Raw genomic sequence first — 23,894 nt, forward strand, 5'->3', positions numbered from 1 at the left:
CGTTCCGCAATATGAAGACTGAACCGGCGGGCCCTTGAACCCGCGACTGGAGAGTAGACATGGCAGCGGTCCAGGAGACCATCGATCAGGTCAAGTCGATCGACGTGACCGAGTACAAATACGGCTTCGTCACGGAGCTGGAAGTCGAGAAGCCGGCCAAGGGCCTCACCGAGGATACGGTCCGCTATATCTCGGCGCGCAAGAACGAGCCGGAATGGATGCTGGAATGGCGTCTCGACGCCTTCCGCCGCTGGAAGACCATGACCGAGCCGACCTGGTCGCGCGTGAACTATCCGCCGATCGACTATCAGGACCTCTACTACTACGCCGCGCCGAAGATGGGCGCCTCGCCGAAATCGCTCGACGAGGTCGATCCGGCGATCCTGGAAACCTACAAGAAGCTCGGCATCCCGCTGCGCGAGCAGGAGATTCTGGCCGGTGTGGCGCCGGAGAACCGCGTCGCGGTCGATGCCGTGTTCGATTCCGTCTCGGTGGTCACGACCTTCAAGGAAGAGCTCGCCAAGGCCGGCGTGATCTTCTGCTCGATCTCCGAGGCGATCCAGGAGCACCCGGAGCTGGTGAAGAAGTACCTCGCGACGGTCGTGCCGGTGACGGACAACTATTTCGCGACCCTGAACAGCGCTGTCTTCACCGATGGTTCCTTCGTCTACATCCCCAAGGGCGTGCGCTGCCCGATGGAATTGTCGACCTATTTCCGTATCAACGAGCAGAATACCGGCCAGTTCGAGCGCACGTTGATCATCGCCGAGGAAGGCGCCTATGTCAGCTATCTCGAAGGCTGCACGGCGCCCAAGCGCGATGAGAACCAGCTCCACGCCGCGGTCGTCGAGCTGATCGCGCTGGACGATGCCGAGATCAAGTACTCGACCGTGCAGAACTGGTTCCCCGGCGATGCAGAGGGCAAGGGCGGCATCTACAACTTCGTGACCAAGCGCGGCGACTGTCGCGGCAAGCGCTCGAAGATCTCGTGGACGCAGGTGGAGACCGGTTCGGCGATCACATGGAAGTATCCGTCCTGCATCCTGCGTGGCGACGGCTCGCGCGGCGAGTTCTACTCGATTGCGGTGTCGAACGGCATGCAGCAGGTCGATAGCGGCACCAAGATGCTGCATCTCGGCAAGAACACGACCTCGAAGATCATCGCCAAGGGCATCGCGGCCGGGAAATCGGATTCGACCTATCGCGGCATCGTCTCGGCCCATCGCAAGGCGACGGGCGCGCGCAATTTCACCAATTGCGACTCGCTGCTGATCGGCGATCAGTGCGGCGCGCACACGATCCCCTATATCGAGGCCAAGACCGCGACCGCGATCTTCGAGCATGAGGCGACCACGTCGAAGATCGGCGAGGACCAGATGTTCTATTGCCAGCAGCGCGGCCTTTCCGAGGAAGAGGCGGTGGCGCTGATCGTCAACGGCTTCGTCAAGGAGGTGCTGCAGCAGCTTCCGATGGAATTCGCGGTCGAGGCGCAGAAGCTGATCACGATCTCGCTCGAAGGCTCGGTTGGATAACGGCGGTCCTCCCGCACGCGTCGCGGCGCAGGGTGCTGCGGCGCGTGCGAGACCGCCATCGGAATAACCACTGGACAAAACGATCCCGCATCAGCGGCGCACCGCTTCGCGCTGCACCGCGCACGGGATGACACAGGAACGAAACGATGCTCGAAATTCGCAATCTGGTCGTCAAGATCGCCGACGAGGACAAGCAGATCCTCAATGGCCTCAACCTCACCGTGAACGATGGCGAGGTCGCCGCCATCATGGGGCCGAACGGCTCCGGCAAGTCGACGCTGAGCTATGTCATCGCCGGCAAGGAGGACTATGAGGTTCTCGACGGCGAGATCCTGCTCAACGGCGAGAACGTGCTGGAGATGGAGGCCGATGCCCGCGCCGCCGCCGGCATCTTCCTCGCCTTCCAGTACCCGCTGGAAATCCCGGGCGTTGCCACCATGACCTTCCTGAAGGCCGCGATGAATGCGCAGCGCAAGGCGCGCGGACAGGACGAACTGCTGACGCCGGACTTCATCAAGCAGGTCAATGCCGCCGCCGACAAGCTCGGCATCGCCAAGGACATGCTGCGCCGCCCGCTCAATGTCGGCTTCTCCGGTGGTGAGAAGAAGCGCATGGAAATCCTTCAGATGGCTCTGCTTTCGCCGTCCATGTGCATCCTCGACGAGACCGATTCCGGCCTCGACATCGATGCTCTGCGCATCGTTGCCGAGGGCGTCAATGCGCTCCGCGACAAGAACCGCGGCTTCCTTGTCATCACGCACTATCAGCGCCTGCTCGACCATATCGTGCCGGACACCGTCCACGTCATGTCGAACGGCCGGATCGTGAGGACCGGTGGCAAGGAGCTGGCACTGGAACTCGAGAAGAGCGGCTATGCGTCCTATGGGGAGGCGGCATAATGGCCATCGTCACCCCGCTGAAGACGGCGGCCGAACAGCAACTCGCCCAGCAATACGCTGACGGCAAGGCCGGGCTGCCCGGCGCCCCGGCCGTGCGCAAGCTGCGCGAAGACGCCTTCGCCCGTTTCGAGGCCGAGGGCCTGCCGCATCGCCGGCTTGAATCCTGGCGCTATACCGACCTGCGCACGCTGCTGCGCGAGGCGCGCCCGCTTGCCGGCGACGCTGCCGTCACGACGGCGGTCAAGGCTCGCCTTGCCGCGCTGAAGCTCGATGGCCTGCGCCTCGTGCTGGTGGACGGCATCTTCGCGCCGGAACTCTCGACGCTCGACGCGATCCCCGAGGGTGTCTCGGTGCAGTCGCTCGCCGAGGCGCTGGTGTCGCCGCGCGAGGACCTGACCCGCATCCTGGCCGGCCCTTCTGTCGGCCATGACGACATGGGCCTGGCGCTCAACACCGCGCTGATGCGCGACGGCGTCTTCGTCGAGATCGCCGACGGCATCGAGCTGGAACAGCGGATCGTGATCGTTGCGCTCGCTTCCGGCGGGGAGGAGCGGGCGGTGTTCCACCGCTCCGTCGTGCTGGCCGGGAAGGGCGCGAAGGGCACGATCGTCGAGGTCAGCGAGGCGGCTGGCGAGGCTGCTCAGCAGATCAACGGCGCCATCGTCTTCGAGACCGGCGACGAGAGCGAGATCCAGCATGTCCGCATCGTCACCCGCCAGCAGGCGGCGACGGTCGAGGTGCAGAGCCTGCTCGCGACGGTCGGCGCTCATGCGAAGTTCGATTCCTTCGCGTTGATCTGCAATGCCGGCACGGTGCGCCAGCAGCATTTCGTCCGCTATGCCGGCGAGCACACCGAAATCGGCCTGCGCGGCGTCAACCTGATCAACAAGGCGCAGCATTCCGATGTCACGCTGATCGTCGACCATGAGGTGCCGCATGGCATCAGCCGTGAGCTGTTCAAGACGATCGCAGGCGGCGAGGCCACCGGCGTCTTCCAGGGCAAGGTCATCGTGCGCAAATATGCGCAGAAGACAGATGGCGGCATGAAGAGCAACGCGCTGCTGCTCAACGACGGCGCCTCGATGTACAACAAGCCCGAGCTTGAGATCTTCGCTGATGACGTGGTCTGCGGTCATGGCGCGACGGTCGCGCAGATCGACGGCGAGCAGCTCTTCTACCTGATGGCGCGCGGCTTGCCGCGGCCGCAGGCCGAGGCGCTGGTGCTGCAGGCCTTCGCCGGCGAGGCGGTCGAGTTCATCGCCGACGAGGATGTGCGCGATCTCGTGATCGGCGAGGTCGAGTCGTGGCTGAAGGCCCGCGAGGCCGCTTCCGAGGTGAGCACCGTCTGATGCCCTATATCAATCTCCAGATCACCAAGGGCGCGTCGCGCCAGCAGAAGGCGCAGATCGTGAAGGAATTCACGGAAACGCTGGTCAAGGTGCTCGGCAAGAACCCGCACAACACCCATATCGTGATCCAGGAGATCGAGCGCGAGGATTGGGGCCATGGCGGCGAACTGGTTGCCGACAAGGCCCCGGCTACGCCCGGAAAGGCCTGAACCGATGAACGCGCTGGCGAAGCCCTACGATGTTTCGGCGATCCGCAAGGATTTTCCGATCCTGAGCAGGGAGGTTTATGGCAAGCCGCTGGTCTATCTCGACAACGCGGCCTCGGCCCAGAAACCGGAGGCGGTGATCGAGGCGATGACGCGGCTGATGCGGGAGGACTACGCCAATGTCCATCGCGGCCTGCACTATCTCGCCAACGCGTCGACGGAAGCCTATGAGGCGGCTCGCGAAAGCGCGCGCCGCTTCCTGAACGCGGCGCATCTGGAGGAGATCGTGTTCACGCGCTCCTCCACCGGCGCGCTCAATACCGTGGCTTCCTCGCTTGGGCGTCACCTGCAGATCCAGGAAGGCGACGAGATCATCCTCTCGATCCTGGAGCACCATTCCAACATCGTGCCGTGGCACTACTGGCGCGAGCGCCATGGCGCTGTGATCAAATGGTCGCCGGTCGACGAGGACGGCAATTTCCTCGTCGATGAATTCGAGAAGTTGATCTCGCCGCGCACCAAGGTGGTGTCGCTGACCCAGATGTCGAATGCGATCGGCACGATCATCCCGATCGCCGAGGTCGCCGCGATCTGCCGTTCCTACGGCATTCCGCTGGTGGTCGACGGCAGCCAGGGCGCCGTGCACCTGCCGGTCGACGTGCAGGCGCTGGGCTGCGATTTCTACGCCTTCACCGGCCACAAGACCTATGGGCCGACCGGCTCCGGCGTCCTCTGGGGCAAGAACGAATGGCTCGACAAGCTGCCGCCTTACGAGGGTGGCGGCGAGATGATCGTCACCGTCTCGGAAGACAGCGTGACCTATAACGACCCGCCGCATCGCTTCGAATCCGGCACGCCGGCGATCGTCGAGGCGGTCGGCCTCGGCGCCGCGCTCGATTACATGATGGCGCTTGGCCGCGAGAACATCGCGGCGCACGAGGCCAAGATCGGCGCCTATGCCATGGAGCGGCTCGGCGAGATGAATTCGATCCGCATCTTCGGCAAGGCCCGGGAGAAGGGCGCGATCGTCGCTTTCGAGATGAAGGGCGCCCATGCCCATGACGTCGCGACCGTGATCGACCGCGCCGGTGTCGCAGTCAGGGCCGGCACCCATTGCGCCATGCCGCTTTTGGCACGATATGGGGTGACATCGACCTGCCGCGCCTCCTTCGGGCTCTACAACACGCTCGAAGAAGTCGACGCTCTGGTCGATGCCCTGCGGAAGGCCGAGAGCCTGTTCGCCTGACCGGGATTTGAAGAGATGACCGACAGCGTCACTGACGACCTGAAGCCGAACGCCCCTGCCATGGGCAAAGGTGCCGGGCTGCCGCCGGAAGAGATCGACCGGCTCACGGACGATATCGTGGCCGCGCTGAAGACGGTCTACGATCCCGAGATTCCCTCGGATATCTACGAACTCGGCCTGATTTACCGTGTCGATATCGCGGACGACCGGCAGATCACGATCGACATGACGCTGACTGCGCCGGGCTGCCCGGTGGCGGGCGAGATGCCGGGCTGGGTCGAGAATGCCGTGAGCACGGTGCCGGGCGTCGCTGGCGTCACCGTCAACATGACCTTCGATCCGCCCTGGGATCAGTCGCGCATGTCCGATGAGGCCCGCGTCGCGCTCGATATGTGGTGAGTGGCTGCGCTCCCGTTGATGGATCGCATCTCATCGCTTCATTGGTGCTGAGCACGCTCGACTGGCAGGAATAGGGGCGCCATCCGCCGCCGGAGCCTGTCATGCCGAGCTTTCCCTACGAGACCCTCGACGTCTTTACCGACCGCCCGTTCGGCGGCAACCAGCTCGCCGTCTTCACGGATGCGCGCGGGCTTTCGGACGTCCAGATGCAGTCGCTCGCGGCCGAGATGAACTATAGCGAGACGACCTTCGTCTTGCCGCCGGACGATCCGGCCAACGATGCGCGGGTACGCATCTTCCACCGCACCGCCGAGATGCCCTTCGCCGGCCATCCCAATGTCGGCACAGCCTGCGTGCTGGCCCGCCACGGCCGTGACCGCAACGGCGTGCTGCGCTTCGAGCAGATGGCCGGACTGGTCGAGATCGCGGTCGAGCGCGATGCGGCCGGTGCTGTGACCGGCGCCGTCATCGCCGCGCCGCAGGCCCTGTCGCTCGGCATCGAGTTGCCGGTCGTGGGTATCGCCGCCTGCGCGGGCGTGGCTTCACCCGATATCGTCACCAGCGCCCACAGGCCTGTGCAGGCCTCGCTCGGCGTGAAGTTCGTGCTGGTGCAGGTTGCGCCCGCTGCGCTCGCCGGGGCGATGCCCGACATCGCCGCGTTCCGGAAGCTTGAAAGCGAGAATCCTGAATTGCAGGGACGGTTGTCGTTGTTCCTCTATGCCCGCGACGGTAATGCCATTAGTGCGCGGATGTTCGCGCCGCTGGCCGGTACCTGGGAAGATCCCGCCACCGGCAGCGCCAGCGCCACGCTGGGAGCGCTGCTCCTGTCGCTCGATGGCGGCGACGAAGCCGCCTACAGCATCACACAGGGCGTCGAGATGGGGCGCCCCAGCCGGTTGAACGTCATGTCACGGCGCGCCGCGGACGGGGTTCGCTCGCGGGTCGGCGGCAACTGCGTGCCGATGTTCCGGGGCGAGGCGCTGCTATAGGCCGAGTTCGGCCCGCACCCGCTTCGTCAGCCCGGCGACGACGAGGCGGTGGCTCTCGGCGATATAGTCGCGCAAGGCATCGTCCGGCATGCTTTCGCCGGTGAGCCACTGGATCCACTTCATGCCGCGTGAGGCGAGATAGGGCGCGGGCCTCAGGCCCGGCTGCTCGCCGAGGATATCGAAGGCCATCGGCGAGCATTTGAAGGAGACGGCCATCTCGCCATCCTCCTGCTGCCGGCCGAGCGCGAAAACCTTGCCGCCGACCTTCCACACATCGGCGCCGCCCCATTGCACGACATGGCTGGTGGCGGGGAGGTTCGCGCAGAAGGCGTTGTAGGCTTCGGGCGACATGGCTCAGTAGCTTTCGGCGTCGAGTCCGTGCTGCTTCGCGGCGGCCGTGATCTGCGACCAGGTCTCGTCGTCGAGCGGGATGCCGGCGGCCTGGCGCTCGATCCTGACCCTGCGCTCCTTGTCGCCGGGTGCCAGCACGGGATTGGCCGGGTCCATCGGCTTTGCGGCACGGACGAAGGCGAGATAGCTCTCGGTACGGCTGCGGCGCAGCTCCGCGTCGGGCTCCAGCCGGGCCGGATCGATGATGATCCCGAAGAGCGAGTTGATCACCCAGGTCTTCTGCGGCTTCTGGTCGATGCGCGCGGCGCCCATCAGGCCGGCCGAGAGCAGTTCCGCGATCAGCGAGAGGCCGGCGCCCTTGTGGTCGCCGAAGGGCAATAGCGCGCCGAGCGGATGATCGGGGCTGGCGAAGACATGGGCGGGGTCGGTGGTCGGGCGGCCCTCGCCGTCGATGATGTAGCCGGGGGCGACCGCCTCGCCCTTGTTGAGCGCGACGCGGGCCTTGCCATGGGCCATGCGGCTGGTGGCGAAGTCGAGGATCAGCGGATCACCGCCGGGGACGGGGATGCCGACCGCATGGGGATTGGTGCCGAAGCGGGCTTCCTTCGCCGCATAGGGTGCCACGATCGGCGGGCGGCCGGCGACATTGACCCAGAAGAAGGAGATCATCCCGGCTTCGGCCGCGACCTCGGCATAATGGCCGATCCGGCCTATATGATGGGAATCGAGCAGGTTGACGATGGCGACGCCGCCGCTCTGCGCCATCGCAACTGCCCTGTCGACGGCGGTGCGGGCGGTCGGTTGGCCGAGGGAGACCTTGGCATCGATGATCAGGAAGGGAGCGGCATCGACCCTGGTTTCGGGGCGGGACTGCGGATCGAGATTGCCGTCCGCCAGCGACTGGAAATAGAGCGGCAGCATGCCGACGCCGTGGCTGTCATGGCCGCTGAGATTGGCGAGGACGAGATGGTCGGCCGTCTCCTGCGCTTCCGCATCTGACCAGCCGGCCTTCACGACCATGTCGCGGACGAGGGCGTGCAGCGATTCGGGGCGATGCAGACGATGCGCCATAGGTTTCCTGCCGGTTGGACGAGGTTTGTCGGTGAGGTCCTGGAACCTCGAGGATGTCGAGCCGCCAGAGTGCATGAGCCGGTCCGTTCCGCAATGCGCTGGATGGGCAGGGGCCGGATCGCGGGCGCATGGCACGGCGTCGGCATCTCGACGAAAGCCCTCCCGATCCCTATGTTGGCGGGAACAATCTTGCTTCACCGGGCCTTGAACCCGGTCGAGGAGGGACACCGATGTTTTCGATACCGGGCCTCAAGGTCATTTCGCTGACCGACGCCGCGGCGGCCCGCATCCGCGAGATCATGGCGCAATCCTCCGAGGGGGATGCGCTGGCGCTCGGCCTCAAGGTCGGCGTCAAGAAGGGCGGCTGCGCCGGCATGGAGTACACGTTCGAGATCGCGCGCGCGGTCAACAAGGGCGACGAGGTCGTGACCGACAAGGATGCGACGGTGGTCGTCGATGCCAAGGCCGTACTGTTTCTGCTCGGCACCGAACTCGACTTCAAGACGGACCGGTTCTCGTCGACCTTCGTCTTCAACAACCCCAATCAGGTTTCGGCCTGTGGCTGCGGCGAGTCCGTCGAGATCAAGCCGCGCAGCGAGAGCGTGCTGACGGCGCCCTGAGCCTCGCTGCCGGCCTCAGGCGACGCGGCTTGCTGTCTCCACGACATCCTCGGTGACGGTACGGTTGCGGCCGTCGCGCTTTGCCTGCATCAGCGCCTGGTCGGCCCGGTCCACCAGCGAGCCTGCCGTATCGCCGCGGCGATAGCTGGAGACGCCGAGCGAGATAGTGATGCGGCCGAGATTCTCGTTGGTCGAGCGCTTGATCAATTCGCGGGTCAGCAATGCCTGGCGCACGGTCTCGGCGCCGAACTTGCCGGCTATCAGATCGGCTTCCGGCAGGATGATGGCGAATTCCTCGCCGCCGAAGCGGGTGATGATCGCCTTGTCCTTGAACTTGTCCTTCATGGTGCGCGCGACGAGACGCAGCACCTGATCGCCCGTCAGGTGGCCATGGGCATCGTTGAAACGCTTGAAGAAGTCGATATCGGCCATCACCAGCGCGAAGGGCTCGCGGCGCAAAGTCGCCTGATCGATCGATTTCTGCAGCATCTCCTCGAAATGGCGGCGGTTGGCGAGCCCGGTCAGCGGATCGGTGAGAGCCTCGGCGCGCGTCGCCTCGAGCGCCTCGCGCAGGTTGCGGATCTCGTTGGAGCTGTTGCGCAGTTCCGCTTCGAGCTGCGCCTTGCGCGAGACTTCCTCGCGGGTCGACATGACCAGCGCCTCGACCCATTCGCGCAGCTTGTGGCGGTCCGTTGCCGGCGGCACGTCCTCTGACATGGCGCAGAGGCGGCCGTGATAGATTTCGCTGGAGCCGAGGGCCTTGTCGACCAGCCCCATCATCGCGTCGATCTCGCTGAGCACCTGCAGGCTGGTGCGTTCGGCCTGGCGGGAGAAGCGTTCCGTGCTGATGAAGCGTTCGTAGAGATTGTCGATATCGGCCGCGCTGACCTGGCCGTCGCTGCCGGTGAGGATCGCGCTCATCGCCACGCTGACGGCCGGCATCTCGCCACTGAGATGCGCGTACCAGACTTCGAAGGCGCGGGGATAGCTCGGCGACCCATGCTGGCGCATCGCCGCGACGACACGCTCAGCGAGATCGTCAGTGCGGGCGGGAACCGAAACCAGGTCGTCCATGCCATCGCCATTCCGGTATGAAGCCGGCTCGCGGCCTTCGGCCACGACAGCTTCGATCGACACAATCGAAGCGGGACATCCTGTCCGTATATACGGCGGCATGCGCCCGTCCGCCGCGAAGGTCGTCCCGTCGCAGCGAGAGGCAATCTAGGTTGATGTCGTTAAGAACGGGTTGATGCCGCAACGTTATCCGACGCGTGCCGGGCGCAGCAGGAAGGCCGGGACGTGATCGCCCAAACCCTTCACTTGCGGGCCGTCATCGTCGTCGCGCGTCCGGTGCGGGCGGGAGCGCCGGGGCTCGTCGTGACCGTGCGCGACGGGCGAGGGGGCTGCCGTTTCGGAATCGGGCCGGATCGGCACGCGGCGCGGCTTGCGTTGGGTGTCTGCCACGGTCTCGTCGGCATCCGGCCGCACGTTTCCGGACTCTGCGCGCGCGCCACGCTCGGGACGGCCACGACCGCCGCGCGAGGAGGAGCGCTTGTCGTCCCGGCGGCCGCCGCGACGTTCTTCGCGCGGCTCGCCCGGAGGCAGGGCGTCGAGACCGGGCCCCTCGAAGGCGATGGTCTGGCCGGTCAGCTTCTCGACGGCCGAAACCAGCTTGTCGTCATGGCGCGTAACGATGGTGAAGGCGGTGCCGAGGCGGCCGGCGCGGCCGGTACGGCCAATGCGGTGGACATAGTCCTCGGCATGGGTCGGCACGTCGAAATTGAAGACATGGCTGACGGCGGGGATATCGAGGCCGCGCGCCGCGACATCGGAAGCGACGAGGATGGGGTTCTCGCCGGTGCGGAAGGATTCCAGCGCTGCCATACGGGCATACTGGTCCATGTCGCCATGCAGTGCCACCGCCGGGAAGCCGTGGCGCTGCAGTGATTTGTGCAGCGTCGCGACATCGCGCTTGCGGTTGCAGAAGACGATCGCGTTCTGGAGATCGGTCGCGCCTTTGATCAGCTTGCGCAGCGTCTCGCGCTTCTCGAAATCCTGCGCATTCGAGGCGATCAGGCGCTGGGTGATCGTCGCGGCGGCCGTAGCGGGCCGGGAAACCTCGACGCGGACCGGGTTGTGCAGGAACTGCTCGGAGATGCGGGTGATCTCCGGCGGCATCGTCGCGGTGAAGAACAGCGTCTGCCGCGTGAAGGGCACCAGCTTGCAGATGCGCTCGATGTCCGGGATGAAGCCCATGTCGAGCATGCGGTCGGCCTCGTCGATGACGAGGAGCTCGACGCCGGTCAGCAGCAGCTTGCCGCGCTCGACATGGTCGAGCAGGCGGCCTGGTGTCGCGATCAGCACGTCGACGCCGCGGGTGATCTTGGCGTCCTGGTCACCGAAGGAGACGCCGCCGATCAGCAGCGCGACCGAAAGCTTCTGATTGACGCCGTAGCGGGTGAAGTTCTCCTCGACCTGGGCGGCGAGCTCACGCGTCGGCTCAAGGATCAGGGTGCGCGGCATCCGGGCCCGGGCGCGGCCGGTTTCCAGGATGGTGAGCATCGGGAGGGTGAAGGCCGCGGTCTTGCCGGTGCCGGTCTGGGCGATGCCCAGAACGTCCTTGCGGGCAAGAACATGCGGAATGGCCTGGGCCTGGATGGGGGTCGGCGTGCTATAGCCCGCGGCCGTGACGGCCGTCAGAACCTTTTCACTCAAGCCGAGTTCGGCAAATGACATCGCGTATGGTGCTTCTTCTGGGTCGGTGAAACGCGGCGGGATGACCTGCTCAACCACCACGTTGGCGCGACGACAGTTCCTGCGCGCCTTCGGACCCGTGTGGAATGCAAAGAAAACGCGGCAAAGTCAATCATCTAGCCTCGAAAGGACTGCTTTAACCTCATGAAGGAGCCGCTCGTTCTCGTTCCCGGCCTCAGTTGCAACGCCGAACTCTATGCTCCGCAATGGCCTGCGCTGGCCGATGGGCGCCCGATCCTCGTCGCCGATCACGCCCGCGACGACACGCTTTTCGCCGTCGCCCAGCGCCTCTTGGCGGCCGCGCCATCACGCTTCGCGCTCTGCGGCCTGTCGATGGGCGGCTATGTCGCGTTCGAGGTCTTGCGGCAGGCTCCGGAGCGCGTGACGCGGCTCGCCCTGCTCGATACCAGCGCCAAGCCGGCGACGGTGGAGACCAATGGGCCGCGCGAGCAGATGATCGGGTTGGCCGGGAAGGGTGCCTTTGACAACGTCACGACACTGCTCTGGCAGAAGCTGGTCGCGCCGGCGCGCCTGACCGACGAGCCCTTGCGCCTGCTGGTGCGGCGGATGGCCGACGAGGTTGGGGCGGATGGTTTCGTTCGCCAGCAGAAGGCGATCATGAAGCGGCCGGATTCGCGGCCGGTTCTGAAAGGGCTGTCGATCCCGGTTCTGGTGCTGGTCGGGCAGGAGGACGAAATCACGCCCGTCGCGGAGGCGCAGGAGATGGCCGGCCTTGCCGGCAGCGCGGCGCGGCTCGCGATCGTGCCCGATTGCGGGCATTTGTCGACGCTCGAAGCGCCCGAAGCTGTGACGGCGGAATTGCTGCGCTGGCTTGGCTGATCGCGCTCAGCGGGGCAGGGCGCAGGGGTCGAGCTTCGTCAGGTTGGCCGACTGGCCGATTGAACCCGTGACCATCGGATCGGTCGGCTGGCGCTTCGAGGCCGCGAGGCTGACTGCGGCCATGCGCTCCTTGTCGAGCGAGGCGGTCTGGCTCGAAAGGAAGTTCGCGGCGATCACCGACAGGAAGGCGATGGCCGCGCCGGCCTTGGCGATATCCGCGGCGATGGTGCCGCGATTGTTCTTCCAGAACATCTCGATCAGGCGCATGGCGCACTCTCCGCGGCCCGTGACATCACGAGCTTTGCGGCAGCATGCGCCCAGAGCAGTAAAAGGATGGTTAGCCAAGTCTTGCGGGAATGCCGACGACTTTAAGGATTGCCTGTCTTCTCGGCGGTCCGCCCTGCCAGAAGGGCCTGACGCTCCTTGAACAGCTTGCGCAGGGCGGTGAGCACCGCGGCGACGCCGGGTCTGCGGCGCGATACCTCATGCGAGACCAGGAAGATGTCGTCGCCCGTCTCCTCGGGCGGCGGCAGGAGCCGGCGCAGGCTCGCATCGGCGTCGCCCATGAAGCAGGGCGCCATCGACAGCGCCCCGGCCGAGCGGATGCTCTCGTAGCGAGCCGCGGAATCGCCCACGCGCGCCGCGATCGGCCGGCCGGCGGCATAGGTCATGATATAGTCGTCAATCCGCGAGGAGGTTTCGCGGTTGACCGAGATGATCGGTGCGGTCGCAGGGTCGACGTCGTGGCGGACATAGAGCGCCTGCATCAGGCGACCGACCTTCTGGGCGTAATGGCCGGGCTCGCCCGGAACCCTGGTCATGCGGAGCGCGATATCGGCCTCGCCGCGGGTCAGGTCGAGCCGGTTGCGTGTGCTGATGATGACGATTTCGACCCCGCCGGCCGCTTGCGAGATCGCGGTCGCGTTCATCGTCAGGAGCAGGCTGATCGAGGTTGTTGCGGTGATGCGGACCGGCGCATTGGCCTGCGGGCGGGCTGCGTCGGCGCGGATCGCGAAGCGCCTCGCGGCGGTCTCGACGAGGGCGGCCTCCGCGGCGAGTTCGGTGCCGATCAAGGTCGGCACGAGCCGGTTGGCCTCGCGCGTGAAAAGCTGCAGACCGAGTTCGGATTCAAGGCCCTTCAGCCGGCGCGCGACGGTCGCTTCGCTCAGGCCTAGCTGCGCCGCCGCCATGGCCATCGACCCGCCGACGGCGATGGCGTTGAAGATCCGGATGTCGTCCCAGGACGCCTGTCCGGCCGGCGATGCCAGCTCACCGTCGCGTCGAGATGAAGGGGAAGCAGGCTCGCCCATGCCGTCAGCGGCCAGTCCCAGGTGGAGCGGTGTCGACGGTCATGGCGGTCCGGGATGTGGGGAGGGTTCGACATGTGCGAACCCTGCCGGGAAACGTTGCGCCGGGCAGCCCGCCCGGCCTGGGCCCCAGCCCTGCAAACATGCAGGGCTCGACGCTCACAGGTCGATCAGTTCGCCGGCAAAGGCGGCGCGTTCCTGGATGAAGACGAAGCGCGCTTCCGGCTTGTTGCCCATCAGGCGCTCGACCGTGTCGGAGGTTTCTTCCTTGGCCTCATGATCGACCATGACCTTGAGCAGGATGCGCTTCCCCGGGTCCATGGTGGTTTCCTTGAGCTGGGCCGGCATCATTTCGCCGAGGCCCTTGAAGCGCGAGATTTCCGGCTTCTTACCCTTGAAGACGGTCTCGATCAGTTCGTCCTTATGAGCGTCGTTGCGGGCATAGACGCTCTTGCCGCCGTGCTGGAGCCGATAGAGCGGCGGTACGGCGAGATAGAGATGTCCCTTCTCGATCAGGCGCGGCATCTGACGCCAGAAGAAGGTGACCAGCAGCGAAGCGATATGAGCGCCGTCGACATCGGCGTCGGTCATGACGATGACCTTCTCGTAGCGCAGATCATCCTCGCGGAACTGCGTGCCGATGCCGCAACCGAGCGCCAGGATGAGATCGGCGAGCTGCTGGTTCTGGTTCAGCTTCTCGCGCGTCGCGTTGGCGACGTTGAGGATCTTGCCGCGCAAGGGGAGGATCGCCTGGTTGGCGCGGTTGCGTGCCTGCTTGGCAGAGCCGCCGGCCGAGTCGCCCTCGACGATGAAGAGCTCGGACCCGGCCGCGCCGGCATTCGAGCAATCGGCAAGCTTGCCGGGCAGGCGCAGCTTCCGCGTCGCGGTCTTGCGCGAGACCTCCTTTTCGAGGCGCCGGCGCAAGCGCTCCTCGGCCCGGTCGACCGACCAGTCGAGCAGGCGCAAGGCCTGCTGCGGGGCCGCGGCGAGCCAATGGTCGAAGGCGTCGCGCACCGCGCCCTCGACGATGCGATGGGCTTCCTGCGTCGCGAGCTTGTCCTTGGTCTGGCCCTGGAATTCCGGCTCGCGGATGAAGACCGAGAGCATCGCGGCACAGGTCGCCATCACGTCGTCGGAGGTGACCTGCGCCACGCGCTTGGACTGACCGATGCGCTCGGCATGGTCGCGCAAACCACGCAGCAGGGCGATGCGCAGGCCCTGCTCATGGGTGCCGCCCTCGGGCGTCGGGATCGTGTTGCAATAGGAGGAGGAGAAGCCGTCCTCACCGGTTGCCAGCCAGGCGACCGCCCATTCCAGCGAGCCGTGGCCGCCTTCCCTGGTGATCTTGCCGGAGAAGATCGGCTCGGCGACGAGATCCTTGCCTTCGATCTCGCGGCCGAGATAGTCGCGCAGGCCGCCCGGGAAACGGAACACGGCTTCCGCCGCGACGTCGCCCTCCGGCTTCAGCAGCGCGGGCGCGCAGGTCCAGCGGATCTCGACCCCGCCGAAGAGATAGGCCTTGGAGCGCGCCATCCGGAACAGGCGGGCCGGGGAGAAATGCGCGCCCTCGCCGAAGATCTGCGCATCCGGGTGAAAGCGCACCCTGGTGCCGCGTCGGTTGGCGACGGCCCCGACCGTCTCCAGCGGTCCCTGCGGCAGGCCGCGCGAGAAGACCTGGCGGTAGAGCGTCTTGCCGCGCGCGACCTCGACCTCGAGCCGGTCCGACAGGGCGTTCACGACGGAGACGCCGACGCCGTGCAGGCCGCCCGAGGTCTCGTAGGCCTTGGAGTCGAATTTTCCGCCGGCGTGCAGCGTCGTCATGATGACTTCGAGCGCCGATTTGCCGGGGAATTTCGGATGCGGATCGATCGGGATGCCGCGACCGTTATCGGTGACCGCGATCGAGCCGTCCTCGAACGCCTCGACGTCGATGAAGGTGGCATGGCCGGCCACCGCCTCGTCCATGGCGTTGTCGATCACCTCGGCGAAGAGGTGATGCAGGGCACGCTCGTCGGTCCCGCCGATATACATGCCCGGCCGGCGGCGGACCGGTTCCAGTCCCTCGAGAACCTCGATCGCCGAGGCGTCGTAGCCGGCTTCGGAGAGCGTGCCGTTGCGTGCCGGCGCTGCGGAGGAGGGCGTTGCCTTGGGGCTCGCGGCGGGCGGTCGCGCGTCCGGCCGCGGGCTCGCCGTGGCCGGCCGCTCCGGCTCCGAACCGAAAAGATCGCCGTTATCCGCCATTGCTACCAAATGCTTCCTGATTCGCGACTGTGAACTCTAGCGCATCGCGGGCCGCAATGCCCTGTCAGGAGCGCTTATAGACACCTCATCCGCATATCGGAACCGCCGCGTCGCCCGCGGCGTCACGCATGTCGCATCACTGTCGCCGGCGTGACCGAGAACGAAGGGGAACAGAGCCGTTCAGGCCACGTTAACCATCGGTGCCGAGGATGATCGGTGCGATCTGGCCTATGCGGATTTCCGCAATGCGCTATGATCGGCCCACTGGGGGGGAGAAGGCCGTGGCGTCGCGTCAGTCAGTGCCGATTGCGGGTATCGCGGGCTTGCAGCGTACTGCGCGCCTCGCCGGCGAATCTTTCGGTCATGAGGATGTCATTGGCGCGCCCCTGGCGATGAGCGATCCGCATGGTTCGCGCTGGCTCTGGTGGCTGGCGGCAATTGCCGCTTCGGCCGGGCTGGCGGTCCTGCACTTCTCCTGACGAATCCCTCGGCCGCGCAGAAATATCAACCTTTATGCCCTAGGGCCGATGGCTGAAGGGAGAGGTTGAATGCATCCCGGCATCGGTTTCGACGCAACCGGCCTCAGGCCTGACGGATCAAAATTCGGGGCCGAAACGTGGAAACCCCGTTTCGATCTCATCCGGTGCTCGAACGAGGAGATGGGCGGCCATCTGGCCGCAGGTAGGTTGCGTGGTTCTGCCGTCGTAGGCGGAGCGGCCGCCTGATGGCCAAGATCGCCGCTTTGGGGGCCTATCTCTATCAGTCGCTCCTCGCCTTCGGCCTGCTCATCGTCGTTTCCCATCTGCTGCCGGCTTCGGACTACGTCGCCTATTCCCTTTTCGTCGCCATCGTCCAGTTTGCGGACATCGTCTGCTTTCAATGGATACGCGCAGCCTCCACCCGGTTCTATCCCGGACCGGACGAGGCGAGCGAAAAAGCCGAGCGCGGCGTCATCATGGCCGAACTCACCGGCAGCGCCGGCATCTGCCTGCTCGGAGCCTTCCTCGCGCCGCTCTTCGGCGCCCCCGTCTGGCTGGGGCTGATCGGCGCGCTGGCGGCGATCCTGCAGGGGGCGGGAGAATTGCACCTGACGATGCTGCGCTTCCGCCAGGAGTTCAGGCTGTTCTCCTGGCTCCAGGGCGCACGCGCGACGATCCTAGCGGCGGCGACGATCACCGGGGCTGCGATCCGGCCCGATCTCGCCCATGTGCTGGCCGGCGTGCTCGCGGGCAATCTGATCTACTGCGTCATCGCCTGGGCGCTGTCGCGCCGGGTGCTTCCGCTTTCGGTCCGCTGGCAGAGCGATATCGCCAGGCGCAATCTGGTCTATGGCGGGGTTTCCGCCGGGGCCGGAGTCGCGACCTTGCTGGTGCCGCTCGCTCTCAAGACCATTTTCCTGAGCACATTGGGGGCTGCTGCTGCGGGGCCGATGCTGGCTCTCGATCTGCTCCAGCGGCCCTTCGTGATGATCATGTCGTCGCTCCAGGCGATCCGCTTTCCGGAGCTGGTGGCATTGTTTGATCGCCAGGGCGATTCCGAGGCGTTCCGGACCGAACTCGGCCGGTTTTATGCGCTTGTCGTCGGATTCTCCCTCATCGGCGCCGCCGGAATGGTCGCGCTGCTGGACCTCGCCGCCCGGGTGGTCATCCCGACGGGGCTGCAGGAATCCTTCCTGCGGACGGCACCTTTCGTCATGTTGCTGGCGCTGTTGCGCGCCCTCGTTCAGAACATGCTGCCGACGCCAGCGCATCTCCAGCGGCGCCTGCCCGCCATTCTCGGGCTCGCGGCCCTCGACTGCATCCTGACATGTGCCGGCGCCCTCGTCGCGGCGCTGCTCATCCCCGGCTCCGACAGGGCGATCGCCGCGGGAACGGCCGCGGGTGCTGCCGCCGCCCTGGCGCTCGGACTGGTGGTTCTTCGTCGGCATTCCTTTGCGATGCCTTGGCCGCCGGTTCTGCTCTCGGGCGCGGCGCTGGCGCTGTCATGGCTGAGCGTCCGCTGGTTCGCCGGCAATCTATGGCTGGCGACGGGTACGGCGCTTGCCGCAGCTCTGCTCCTCAGCGCTCGCCCGGCCCTTACCCTCGTCCGCTGGATCGCGCGTTGAGGCCTTATGATCGATACCCCTGCCAATAAGCCCTTCACCATCGTCGTCGGCATACCGACCCTCGGCCGTCGCGAGGTCCTGCGGGAGACGCTGTCGCAACTCGAAAAGCAGGAGCGGCGCCCGGACCGCATTCTGATCTGCCCGGTTCGCGGCGATGACGTCGATTGGGAACATGCCGGCGCTCTCGCGATCCCGGTGGAGCGGATCGAAGGTCCGCAAGGCTCGTGTGCCCAGCGTAACGCCATTCTCGACGCCGTCGGCGATGCGGATGCGATTCTGTTCCTGGACGACGACTATGTCCTGGCCGATGGCTTCATCGCCGAGGTCGAGCGCTTGTTCCTGCAATACCCCGATATCGCCGCCGTGACGGCGCACACAGTCGTTGACGGCGTTCGCGGCCCGGGGATCGACATGCCGGAGGTGCTTGCGATCCTGGCGAAAGATCAGCCGCCCGAAATGGGGCATTTATCGCCCGTAGACGTCGCTCCGAGCGGGGATTCGGCGTTCCGGATCGCAGCGATCAGGCAGGCTGGCGCGCGTTTCGACGAGAACCTGCCGCTTTATGCGTGGTGCGAGGATGTCGATTTCTCCGGCCAGTTCAGGGGGCAGGGCCGGATCGTTCTGTCCACCGCGCTGCGCGGCGTGCACCGCGGCGTCAAGCGCGGCCGCACCTCGGGCCTGCGCTTCGGCTATTCGCAGATCGCCAACCCGATCTATGTTGTGCGCAAGGGTACGATGCGCCGGTCGCGGGCCGTTCGTTTCGTGGTCGGCAATCTCGCGGCCAATCTTCTCGGCAGCCTGTGGCCGCAGGGTTTCATCGACCGGCGCGGCCGGCTGAAGGGCAATCTGCTTGCGCTTTGGGATCTGGTTCGCGGGCGGCTCGCTCCGCAGCGCATTCTGACTCTGGGCTGAGGACAGGATCTCATGCGCGCAGTCATCATCAGCGATTTCGGCTCTGTGAACGGCGGTGCCGCGAAGGTCGCGATCGAGAGCGCGCGCGGGCTGGCCGAAGCCGGGGTCGAGATCGTCTTTGCCTGCGCAATCGGCCCGATTTCCGATCGGCTCAACCATCCGCTGATCAGCGTCGAACAATTCGCCGGGGAGGAGATCTGGCAGGTCGGCAGCAGGATCGCCGCGGTGCGCCAAGGCATCTGGAACGCCCCCGCCCATCGCTTCCTGACGGAGCTTCTGGCTCGGCAGCCGCGCCGTGACACGCTCGTGCATCTGCATCAGTGGACCAAGGCTTTTAGCCCGGCGGCGATCGCGGCTGCCGGCAAAAGCGGGCTGCCGGTCGCGATCACGATGCACGACTATTTCTCTTTCTGTCCGGTCGGCGGCTATTTCGACTTCAACGCCAACAGGCCCTGCCGGAAGAAGCCGATGTCCGCCGGCTGTATAGCCCGCAACTGCGACCGGACTTCTTATGTCCACAAGCTCGTTCGGGTGGCGCGGCAATGGCGCTCCGACATGGCAATGACCGATCTCGCCACGCCGCTCTTCATTCATGTCAGCGATTTCGCTCGCCGCTTCGCCGAGCCGTTCCTGCCGAAGCAGGCGCGCCATGCCGTCGTCGAAAACATGATGGAAGCGCCCAAGCGCGCTCCCGTCGACGTCGCGGCCAATCGACACGCTCTGTTCCTCGGACGCTTCACCCAGGAGAAGGCTGGCGACGTGCTGGCGCGGGCCGCGGCGGCGAGCGGCATGCCCGTTCGCTTCGTCGGCGAAGGGCCTCTTGCCGGCGAGATCGCGCAGATCAACCCGCAAGCCGAGATCCGCGGCTGGGTACCGGCGGAACACGTCTTCGACGAGATCGCGCAGGCGCGCTGCCTGGTGCTGCCTTCGCTCTGGTACGAGCCCGGGCCGCTGGTGATCGCCGAGGCGCGCGCTCTCGGCGTACCGGTCGTGCTGGCGCGAACCACGGGGCCGGCGAGCTGGGTCGTCGACGGCGAGGACGGCATCCTCGTCGAGGGCGGGGATGTCGAGGGGCTGTCGGCCGCTCTGGGCTCGCTGACGGACGATGCCCGCGCGCGGGCTATGGGGGCCTTGGCCTATCGCCGTTATTGGGCCGATCCCCTGACGACGGCCCGGCATGTCCAGCGCACGGTCGAGAGCTATCGCGGCCTGCTCGGACGAGAGCGATGACGGCGAGGCCGAGAACCGCCGATCTGTAAGAATCCGCGCCGCGAGGCCGACAAAAAACCGGGGCGTTGCCGCCCCGGTTCGAAGTGGGCTGAGGGGCGCCACGGTCAGGAGGAAATCCTGTCCGGGCGGAACCCTGCTCAGTACGAATAGTACATCGCGAACTCGACCGGGTGCGGCGTCATCTCGAAGCGAGCCACATCCTGCATCTTGAGCTCGATGTAGCTCTCGATGAAGTCCTCGGTGAAGACGCCGCCGGCCTTGAGGAAGGCGTTGTCCTTCTTGAGCGCCTCCAGCGCCTCGCGCAGCGAGCCGCAGACGGTCGGGATCTTCTTCAGCTCGCGCGGCGGCAGGTCGTAGAGGTCCTTGTCCATCGCCGGGCCGGGATCGATCTTGTTCACGATGCCGTCGAGGCCGGCCATCATCAGGGCCGAGAAGGCGAGATAGGGGTTCGCCATCGGATCGGGGAAGCGGACCTCGACGCGCTTGGCCTTCGGCGAAGTCGTCCACGGAATACGGCAGGAGGCCGAGCGGTTGCGCGCCGAATAGGCGAGCAGCACCGGAGCCTCATAGCCCGGGACGAGGCGCTTGTAGGAGTTGGTCGAGGGGTTGGTGAAGGCGTTCAGCGCCTTGGCGTGCTTGATGATGCCGCCGATGTACCAGAGGCACTCCTGCGACAGATCGGCGTATTTGTTGCCTGCGAAGAGCGGCTTGCCGTTCTTCCAGATCGACTGGTGGACGTGCATGCCCGAGCCGTTGTCGCCATAGACCGGCTTCGGCATGAAGGTCGCGGTCTTGCCGTAGCTCTGGGCGACGTTGTGGATGCAGTACTTGTAGGTCTGCATCAGGTCGGCGGTCTTCACCAGCGTGTCGAACTTCATGCCGAGCTCGTGCTGGGCCGAGGCGACCTCGTGGTGATGCTTCTCGACGGCGACGCCCATCGAGGCCATGGCCGCGAGCATCTCGCCGCGCATGTCCTGCGCCGAATCCTGGGGCGGGACCGGGAAGTAGCCGCCCTTGGTGGCGATGCGGTGGCCGAGATTGCCGCCCTCGTAGTCGGTCATGCCGTTGGTCGGCAGTTCGGCTGCGTCGAGGCGGAAGCCGGTATTGTACGGATCGGCCGCGATCTTGACGTCGTCGAAGATGAAGAATTCGGCCTCGGGGCCGACATAGACGGTGTCGCCGATGCCGGTCGACTTCAGATAGGCCTCGGCCTTCTTGGCGATGCCGCGCGGATCGCGGCTATACGGCTCGCCGGTGCCGGGCTCGAGCACGTCGCAGTTGATGACCATGGTCGCGGCCGAGAAGAACGGGTCCATCACGGCGGTGGTCGGGTCCGGCATCAGCAGCATGTCGGACTCGTTGATGGCCTTCCAGCCGGCGATCGACGAGCCGTCGAACATCGTGCCCTCGGCGAAGATGTCCTCGTCGATGATGCTGACGTCGAAGGTCCAGTGCTGCCACTTGCCGCGCGGGTCGGTGAAGCGGAAGTCGACGTATTTGACGTCGTTGTCCTTGATCGCCTTGAGGACATCCTTGGCGCTTTTCATTTCAGCAATTCCTCTTGCCAGCCATGTTCACATTGACGCTGCCGCAGCCGGCTCCCGCCGGCCTGCGGTTCGTTATCCGATGACGGGGAAACCCTCAGATCGCATCCGCGCCGGTCTCGCCGGTGCGGATGCGGATCACCCCCTCGATGCTCGATACAAAAATCTTGCCATCTCCGATGCGGCCGGTCTGGGCGGCCTTCATGATGGCCTCGATGGCACGATCCAGCATGTCGTCGGCGAGCACGATCTCGATCTTCACCTTCGGCAGGAAGTCGACGACGTATTCGGCGCCGCGATAGAGTTCCGTATGGCCCTTCTGGCGGCCGAAGCCCTTGGCTTCCAGGACCGTGATGCCCTGCAGGCCGATTTCCTGAAGGGCCTCCTTCACCTCGTCCAGCTTGAAGGGCTTGATGATCGCTTCGATCTTCTTCATGCGCCGACCGGCCTCCATTGCATCTCGGGCTCCGGCTGGGGCCGGATCGTGGCTGGCAGCTCCCTCGGGCGTCGGAAACAGGTCCGCGCCGTCGGGCGTGTGCAGCCTTGGCTTTGCTCATAGCATTGGCGCCGACGCCCCGCCATGCGGCAGCGCCCGCCCGGACGCCCGGCGAACGAGCAAAAAACAGCACAAAAATTGAGCATCTGCGCATCCGTTGATCATAGGCGGCATTCCGCCGCAACTTGCGGCCCGCAAGGTACCGCCCGAAGATGCGGCATGAACGAGACAGGCATGGATACCGTCGGCAGGGCGGAACTCGCCTTGCTGACCACGCAGCAGATGGCGATGGCCGATCGCGTCGCGATCGCGGCCGGCACGCCCGGCATCGAACTGATGGAGCGTGCGGGCCGCGCGGTGGCCGACGCCGCCTTCCGGCGGGCCGGGGCCGGAAGCGCCGTTACGCTGCTCTGTGGTCCCGGCAATAACGGCGGTGACGGCTTCGTCGCGGCGCGCCTGCTGCGCGAGCGGGGACTGAGGGTCTGTGTGGTAACCCCAGGAGGCGCGGAGGGTTTCAGGGGCGATGCCGCGATCGCTCTGCAGCGCTGGGGCGGCCCGGCGGAGCCGCTAAGCGCGCTGGGCTCAGCACAGGGCGACGTCTTCGTCGATGCCTTGTTCGGCGCGGGCCTGGTGCGCCCGTTATCCGGAGCTTTCGCCGAAGCGGCGGCCTTTCTCAACAATACCGGGCGTCCGGTCATCGCCGTCGACATGCCGAGCGGCGTATCCGGCGATACCGGGCAAGGAGAGGGCGTGGCCGTCCGGGCCAGCGAAACCGTCACCTTCTTCCGGTTGAAGCCGGGGCATCTGCTCCAGCCGGGGCGATCGCTCTGCGGCCCGGTGACGGTCGCGGATATCGGGATTCCCGCCGGGGTGGCGCTTGAGGCGGTCGGGCCGACAGCCTTCCGCAACGATCCGGCCCTCTGGCGGAGTGCCTGGCCAAGGCACGAAGTCGATACGCACAAGTTCCGCCGCGGCGCCGTTGCCGTGCTCGCCGGCGGGATCGCAGGCGTAGGAGCGCCGCGGCTGGGTGCACGCGCGGCACTGCGGATCGGGGCCGGGCTGGCAACGATTCTGTGCGAGCCCGCGGCCTTGCCGGTGCATGCGGCGCGTGGCCCGGATGCGTTGATGCAGAGAGCGGTGAGTGATCGCCGGGCTTTGGAGGCATTTCTGGAGAGCCATCGGATATCAGCGATGCTGGCAGGACCGGCTCTGGGGCTCGGCCGGCGTTCGGAAGACCTGGTGCGGACCGTGATCCGGAGCGACAGGCCGGCCGTGCTCGATGCCGATGCGCTGACTGTGCTGGCCGGGTCTGCCGAGGGCGGCGCCTGCCTTCTCCGCGGGCGCAGCACCGAGACCGTGCTGACGCCGCATGAAGGTGAGTTCCAGCGCCTGTTCGGGAAGGAGCCGGCGATCGCCGGGGAGCCTTCAAAACTCGCCCGGGCGCGGAAGGCCGCGGCGTTGTCCGGAGCGGTCGTCGTCTACAAGGGACCGGACACGGTCATCGCGGGACCTGGAGGATGTGCTGCCATCAATACGACGGGCTCGGCGGCACTGGCGACGGCGGGGGCCGGTGATGTGCTGGCCGGGCTGATCGCCGGTCTCCTGGCGCAGGGCATGCCGGCATTCGAGGCCGGCTGCGCGGCCGCCTGGCTGCATGGCCTCGCAGGGGAGCGGCTCGGAGCAGGGCTGATCGCCGACGACCTTCCGGAGGCGGTCCCGTTGCTGCTGCGCGGCATCCTCACCGCTTGACGCAGCGCCGGCAGTAATGGGCAGGCCGAAAAGAGGCCCGCTCCGTTTTATGGAG

The 23,894-nt window shown here is 66.2% G+C and carries 23 protein-coding genes; 14 read left to right on the top strand and 9 right to left on the bottom strand.

All coding sequences use genetic code 11. The features are described 5' to 3' along the window. Positions 1 to 59: 59 nt before the first annotated feature. From sufB to J0I42_RS11965, 7 genes are all read left to right on the top strand, one after another. Positions 60 to 1,532 carry a Fe-S cluster assembly protein SufB gene (sufB, locus tag J0I42_RS11935; protein WP_291655053.1) on the top strand — a complete coding sequence of 491 codons (1,473 nt, stop codon included), beginning with the start codon at positions 60 to 62 and terminating at the stop codon, positions 1,530 to 1,532. A 146-nt stretch (positions 1,533 to 1,678) separates the two neighbouring features. Beyond that, entirely contained in the window at positions 1,679 to 2,431 is a 753-nt protein-coding gene (sufC, locus tag J0I42_RS11940; RefSeq protein ID WP_291655054.1) for a Fe-S cluster assembly ATPase SufC, read from the top strand. Next, a complete protein-coding gene (gene sufD, locus J0I42_RS11945; protein WP_291655055.1) occupies positions 2,431 to 3,780 on the top strand; it encodes a Fe-S cluster assembly protein SufD in 1,350 nt (449 codons plus the stop codon). Before sufC ends, sufD begins: the two co-directional genes overlap by 1 nt. Further along, positions 3,780 to 3,989, top strand: coding sequence for a tautomerase family protein (locus J0I42_RS11950; RefSeq protein ID WP_291655056.1), 210 nt, complete (start codon positions 3,780 to 3,782; stop codon positions 3,987 to 3,989). Before sufD ends, J0I42_RS11950 begins: the two co-directional genes overlap by 1 nt. Before the next feature lie 4 nt (positions 3,990 to 3,993). After that, on the top strand, positions 3,994 to 5,232 hold the full coding sequence (locus J0I42_RS11955; RefSeq protein ID WP_291655057.1) for a cysteine desulfurase: 1,239 nt from the start codon (positions 3,994 to 3,996) through the stop codon (positions 5,230 to 5,232). 15 nt (positions 5,233 to 5,247) lie between these two features. Beyond that, positions 5,248 to 5,631: an SUF system Fe-S cluster assembly protein gene (locus tag J0I42_RS11960; RefSeq protein WP_291655058.1), complete on the top strand. Its 384-nt coding sequence runs from the start codon at positions 5,248 to 5,250 to the stop codon at positions 5,629 to 5,631. Between the two features lie 101 nt (positions 5,632 to 5,732). Beyond that, positions 5,733 to 6,620, top strand: a complete 888-nt coding sequence (locus J0I42_RS11965) for a PhzF family phenazine biosynthesis protein (RefSeq protein ID WP_291655059.1) — start codon at positions 5,733 to 5,735, stop codon at positions 6,618 to 6,620. Here J0I42_RS11965 and J0I42_RS11970 read toward each other — a convergent pair. Both J0I42_RS11970 and J0I42_RS11975 read right to left on the bottom strand, forming a co-directional pair. Continuing rightward, positions 6,615 to 6,971: an MmcQ/YjbR family DNA-binding protein gene (locus J0I42_RS11970; RefSeq protein WP_291655060.1), complete on the bottom strand. Its 357-nt coding sequence runs from the start codon at positions 6,969 to 6,971 to the stop codon at positions 6,615 to 6,617. The two genes, J0I42_RS11965 and J0I42_RS11970, sit on opposite strands and share 6 nt — an antisense overlap. Before the next feature lie 3 nt (positions 6,972 to 6,974). Next, entirely contained in the window at positions 6,975 to 8,042 is a 1,068-nt protein-coding gene (locus tag J0I42_RS11975) for a malate/lactate/ureidoglycolate dehydrogenase (RefSeq protein ID WP_291655061.1), read from the bottom strand. A 230-nt stretch (positions 8,043 to 8,272) separates the two neighbouring features. Here J0I42_RS11975 and J0I42_RS11980 point away from each other — a divergent pair, with 230 nt between their 5' ends. Then, entirely contained in the window at positions 8,273 to 8,662 is a 390-nt protein-coding gene (locus tag J0I42_RS11980; protein WP_291655062.1) for a HesB/IscA family protein, read from the top strand. 15 nt (positions 8,663 to 8,677) lie between these two features. On the opposite strand, the gene J0I42_RS11985 is transcribed toward J0I42_RS11980, so the two are convergent. Both J0I42_RS11985 and J0I42_RS11990 read right to left on the bottom strand, forming a co-directional pair. Further along, positions 8,678 to 9,736, bottom strand: coding sequence for a GGDEF domain-containing protein (locus tag J0I42_RS11985; RefSeq protein WP_291655063.1), 1,059 nt, complete (start codon positions 9,734 to 9,736; stop codon positions 8,678 to 8,680). Between the two features lie 186 nt (positions 9,737 to 9,922). Next, the gene (locus tag J0I42_RS11990; RefSeq protein ID WP_291655064.1) at positions 9,923 to 11,398 is read right to left on the bottom strand and encodes a DEAD/DEAH box helicase; all 1,476 of its coding nucleotides are present in this window, start codon (positions 11,396 to 11,398) and stop codon (positions 9,923 to 9,925) included. A 162-nt stretch (positions 11,399 to 11,560) separates the two neighbouring features. Here J0I42_RS11990 and J0I42_RS11995 point away from each other — a divergent pair, with 162 nt between their 5' ends. Continuing rightward, positions 11,561 to 12,256: an alpha/beta fold hydrolase gene (locus tag J0I42_RS11995; RefSeq protein WP_291655065.1), complete on the top strand. Its 696-nt coding sequence runs from the start codon at positions 11,561 to 11,563 to the stop codon at positions 12,254 to 12,256. 6 nt (positions 12,257 to 12,262) lie between these two features. Here J0I42_RS11995 and J0I42_RS12000 read toward each other — a convergent pair whose 3' ends face one another. The 3 genes from J0I42_RS12000 to parE form a co-directional block, all read right to left on the bottom strand. After that, positions 12,263 to 12,523 (bottom strand): hypothetical protein, encoded by a 261-nt coding sequence (locus J0I42_RS12000; RefSeq protein ID WP_291655066.1) that lies wholly within the window; start codon positions 12,521 to 12,523, stop codon positions 12,263 to 12,265. A gap of 101 nt (positions 12,524 to 12,624) precedes the next feature. Next, entirely contained in the window at positions 12,625 to 13,566 is a 942-nt protein-coding gene (locus J0I42_RS12005; RefSeq protein ID WP_291655067.1) for a LysR family transcriptional regulator, read from the bottom strand. A gap of 156 nt (positions 13,567 to 13,722) precedes the next feature. Then, positions 13,723 to 15,804: a DNA topoisomerase IV subunit B gene (parE, locus tag J0I42_RS12010; RefSeq protein ID WP_291655068.1), complete on the bottom strand. Its 2,082-nt coding sequence runs from the start codon at positions 15,802 to 15,804 to the stop codon at positions 13,723 to 13,725. 209 nt (positions 15,805 to 16,013) lie between these two features. Between parE and J0I42_RS12015 the strand changes: the two genes are divergently transcribed. The 4 genes from J0I42_RS12015 to J0I42_RS12030 all read left to right on the top strand — a co-directional run bounded on the left by J0I42_RS12015 (position 16,014) and on the right by J0I42_RS12030 (position 20,050). Then, positions 16,014 to 16,283 carry a hypothetical protein gene (locus J0I42_RS12015; protein ID WP_291655069.1) on the top strand — a complete coding sequence of 90 codons (270 nt, stop codon included), beginning with the start codon at positions 16,014 to 16,016 and terminating at the stop codon, positions 16,281 to 16,283. 245 nt (positions 16,284 to 16,528) lie between these two features. Next, positions 16,529 to 17,908 (top strand): polysaccharide biosynthesis protein, encoded by a 1,380-nt coding sequence (locus tag J0I42_RS12020; protein WP_291655070.1) that lies wholly within the window; start codon positions 16,529 to 16,531, stop codon positions 17,906 to 17,908. 6 nt (positions 17,909 to 17,914) lie between these two features. Beyond that, positions 17,915 to 18,820, top strand: coding sequence for a glycosyltransferase family 2 protein (locus J0I42_RS12025; RefSeq protein ID WP_291655071.1), 906 nt, complete (start codon positions 17,915 to 17,917; stop codon positions 18,818 to 18,820). A gap of 12 nt (positions 18,821 to 18,832) precedes the next feature. Next, entirely contained in the window at positions 18,833 to 20,050 is a 1,218-nt protein-coding gene (locus J0I42_RS12030) for a glycosyltransferase family 4 protein (protein ID WP_291655072.1), read from the top strand. Positions 20,051 to 20,187: 137 nt separating this feature from the next. On the opposite strand, the gene glnA is transcribed toward J0I42_RS12030, so the two are convergent. Next, entirely contained in the window at positions 20,188 to 21,597 is a 1,410-nt protein-coding gene (glnA, locus tag J0I42_RS12035; RefSeq protein WP_291655073.1) for a type I glutamate--ammonia ligase, read from the bottom strand. A gap of 94 nt (positions 21,598 to 21,691) precedes the next feature. Next, positions 21,692 to 22,030: a P-II family nitrogen regulator gene (locus J0I42_RS12040; protein ID WP_291655074.1), complete on the bottom strand. Its 339-nt coding sequence runs from the start codon at positions 22,028 to 22,030 to the stop codon at positions 21,692 to 21,694. A 279-nt stretch (positions 22,031 to 22,309) separates the two neighbouring features. Between J0I42_RS12040 and J0I42_RS12045 the strand changes: the two genes are divergently transcribed. Further along, positions 22,310 to 23,839, top strand: coding sequence for an NAD(P)H-hydrate dehydratase (locus J0I42_RS12045; protein WP_291655075.1), 1,530 nt, complete (start codon positions 22,310 to 22,312; stop codon positions 23,837 to 23,839). Positions 23,840 to 23,894 lie beyond the last annotated feature (55 nt).

The sequence above is a fragment of the Allobosea sp. genome, from assembly GCF_017308015.1.
Taxonomy (GTDB): Bacteria; Pseudomonadota; Alphaproteobacteria; order Rhizobiales; family Beijerinckiaceae; genus Allobosea.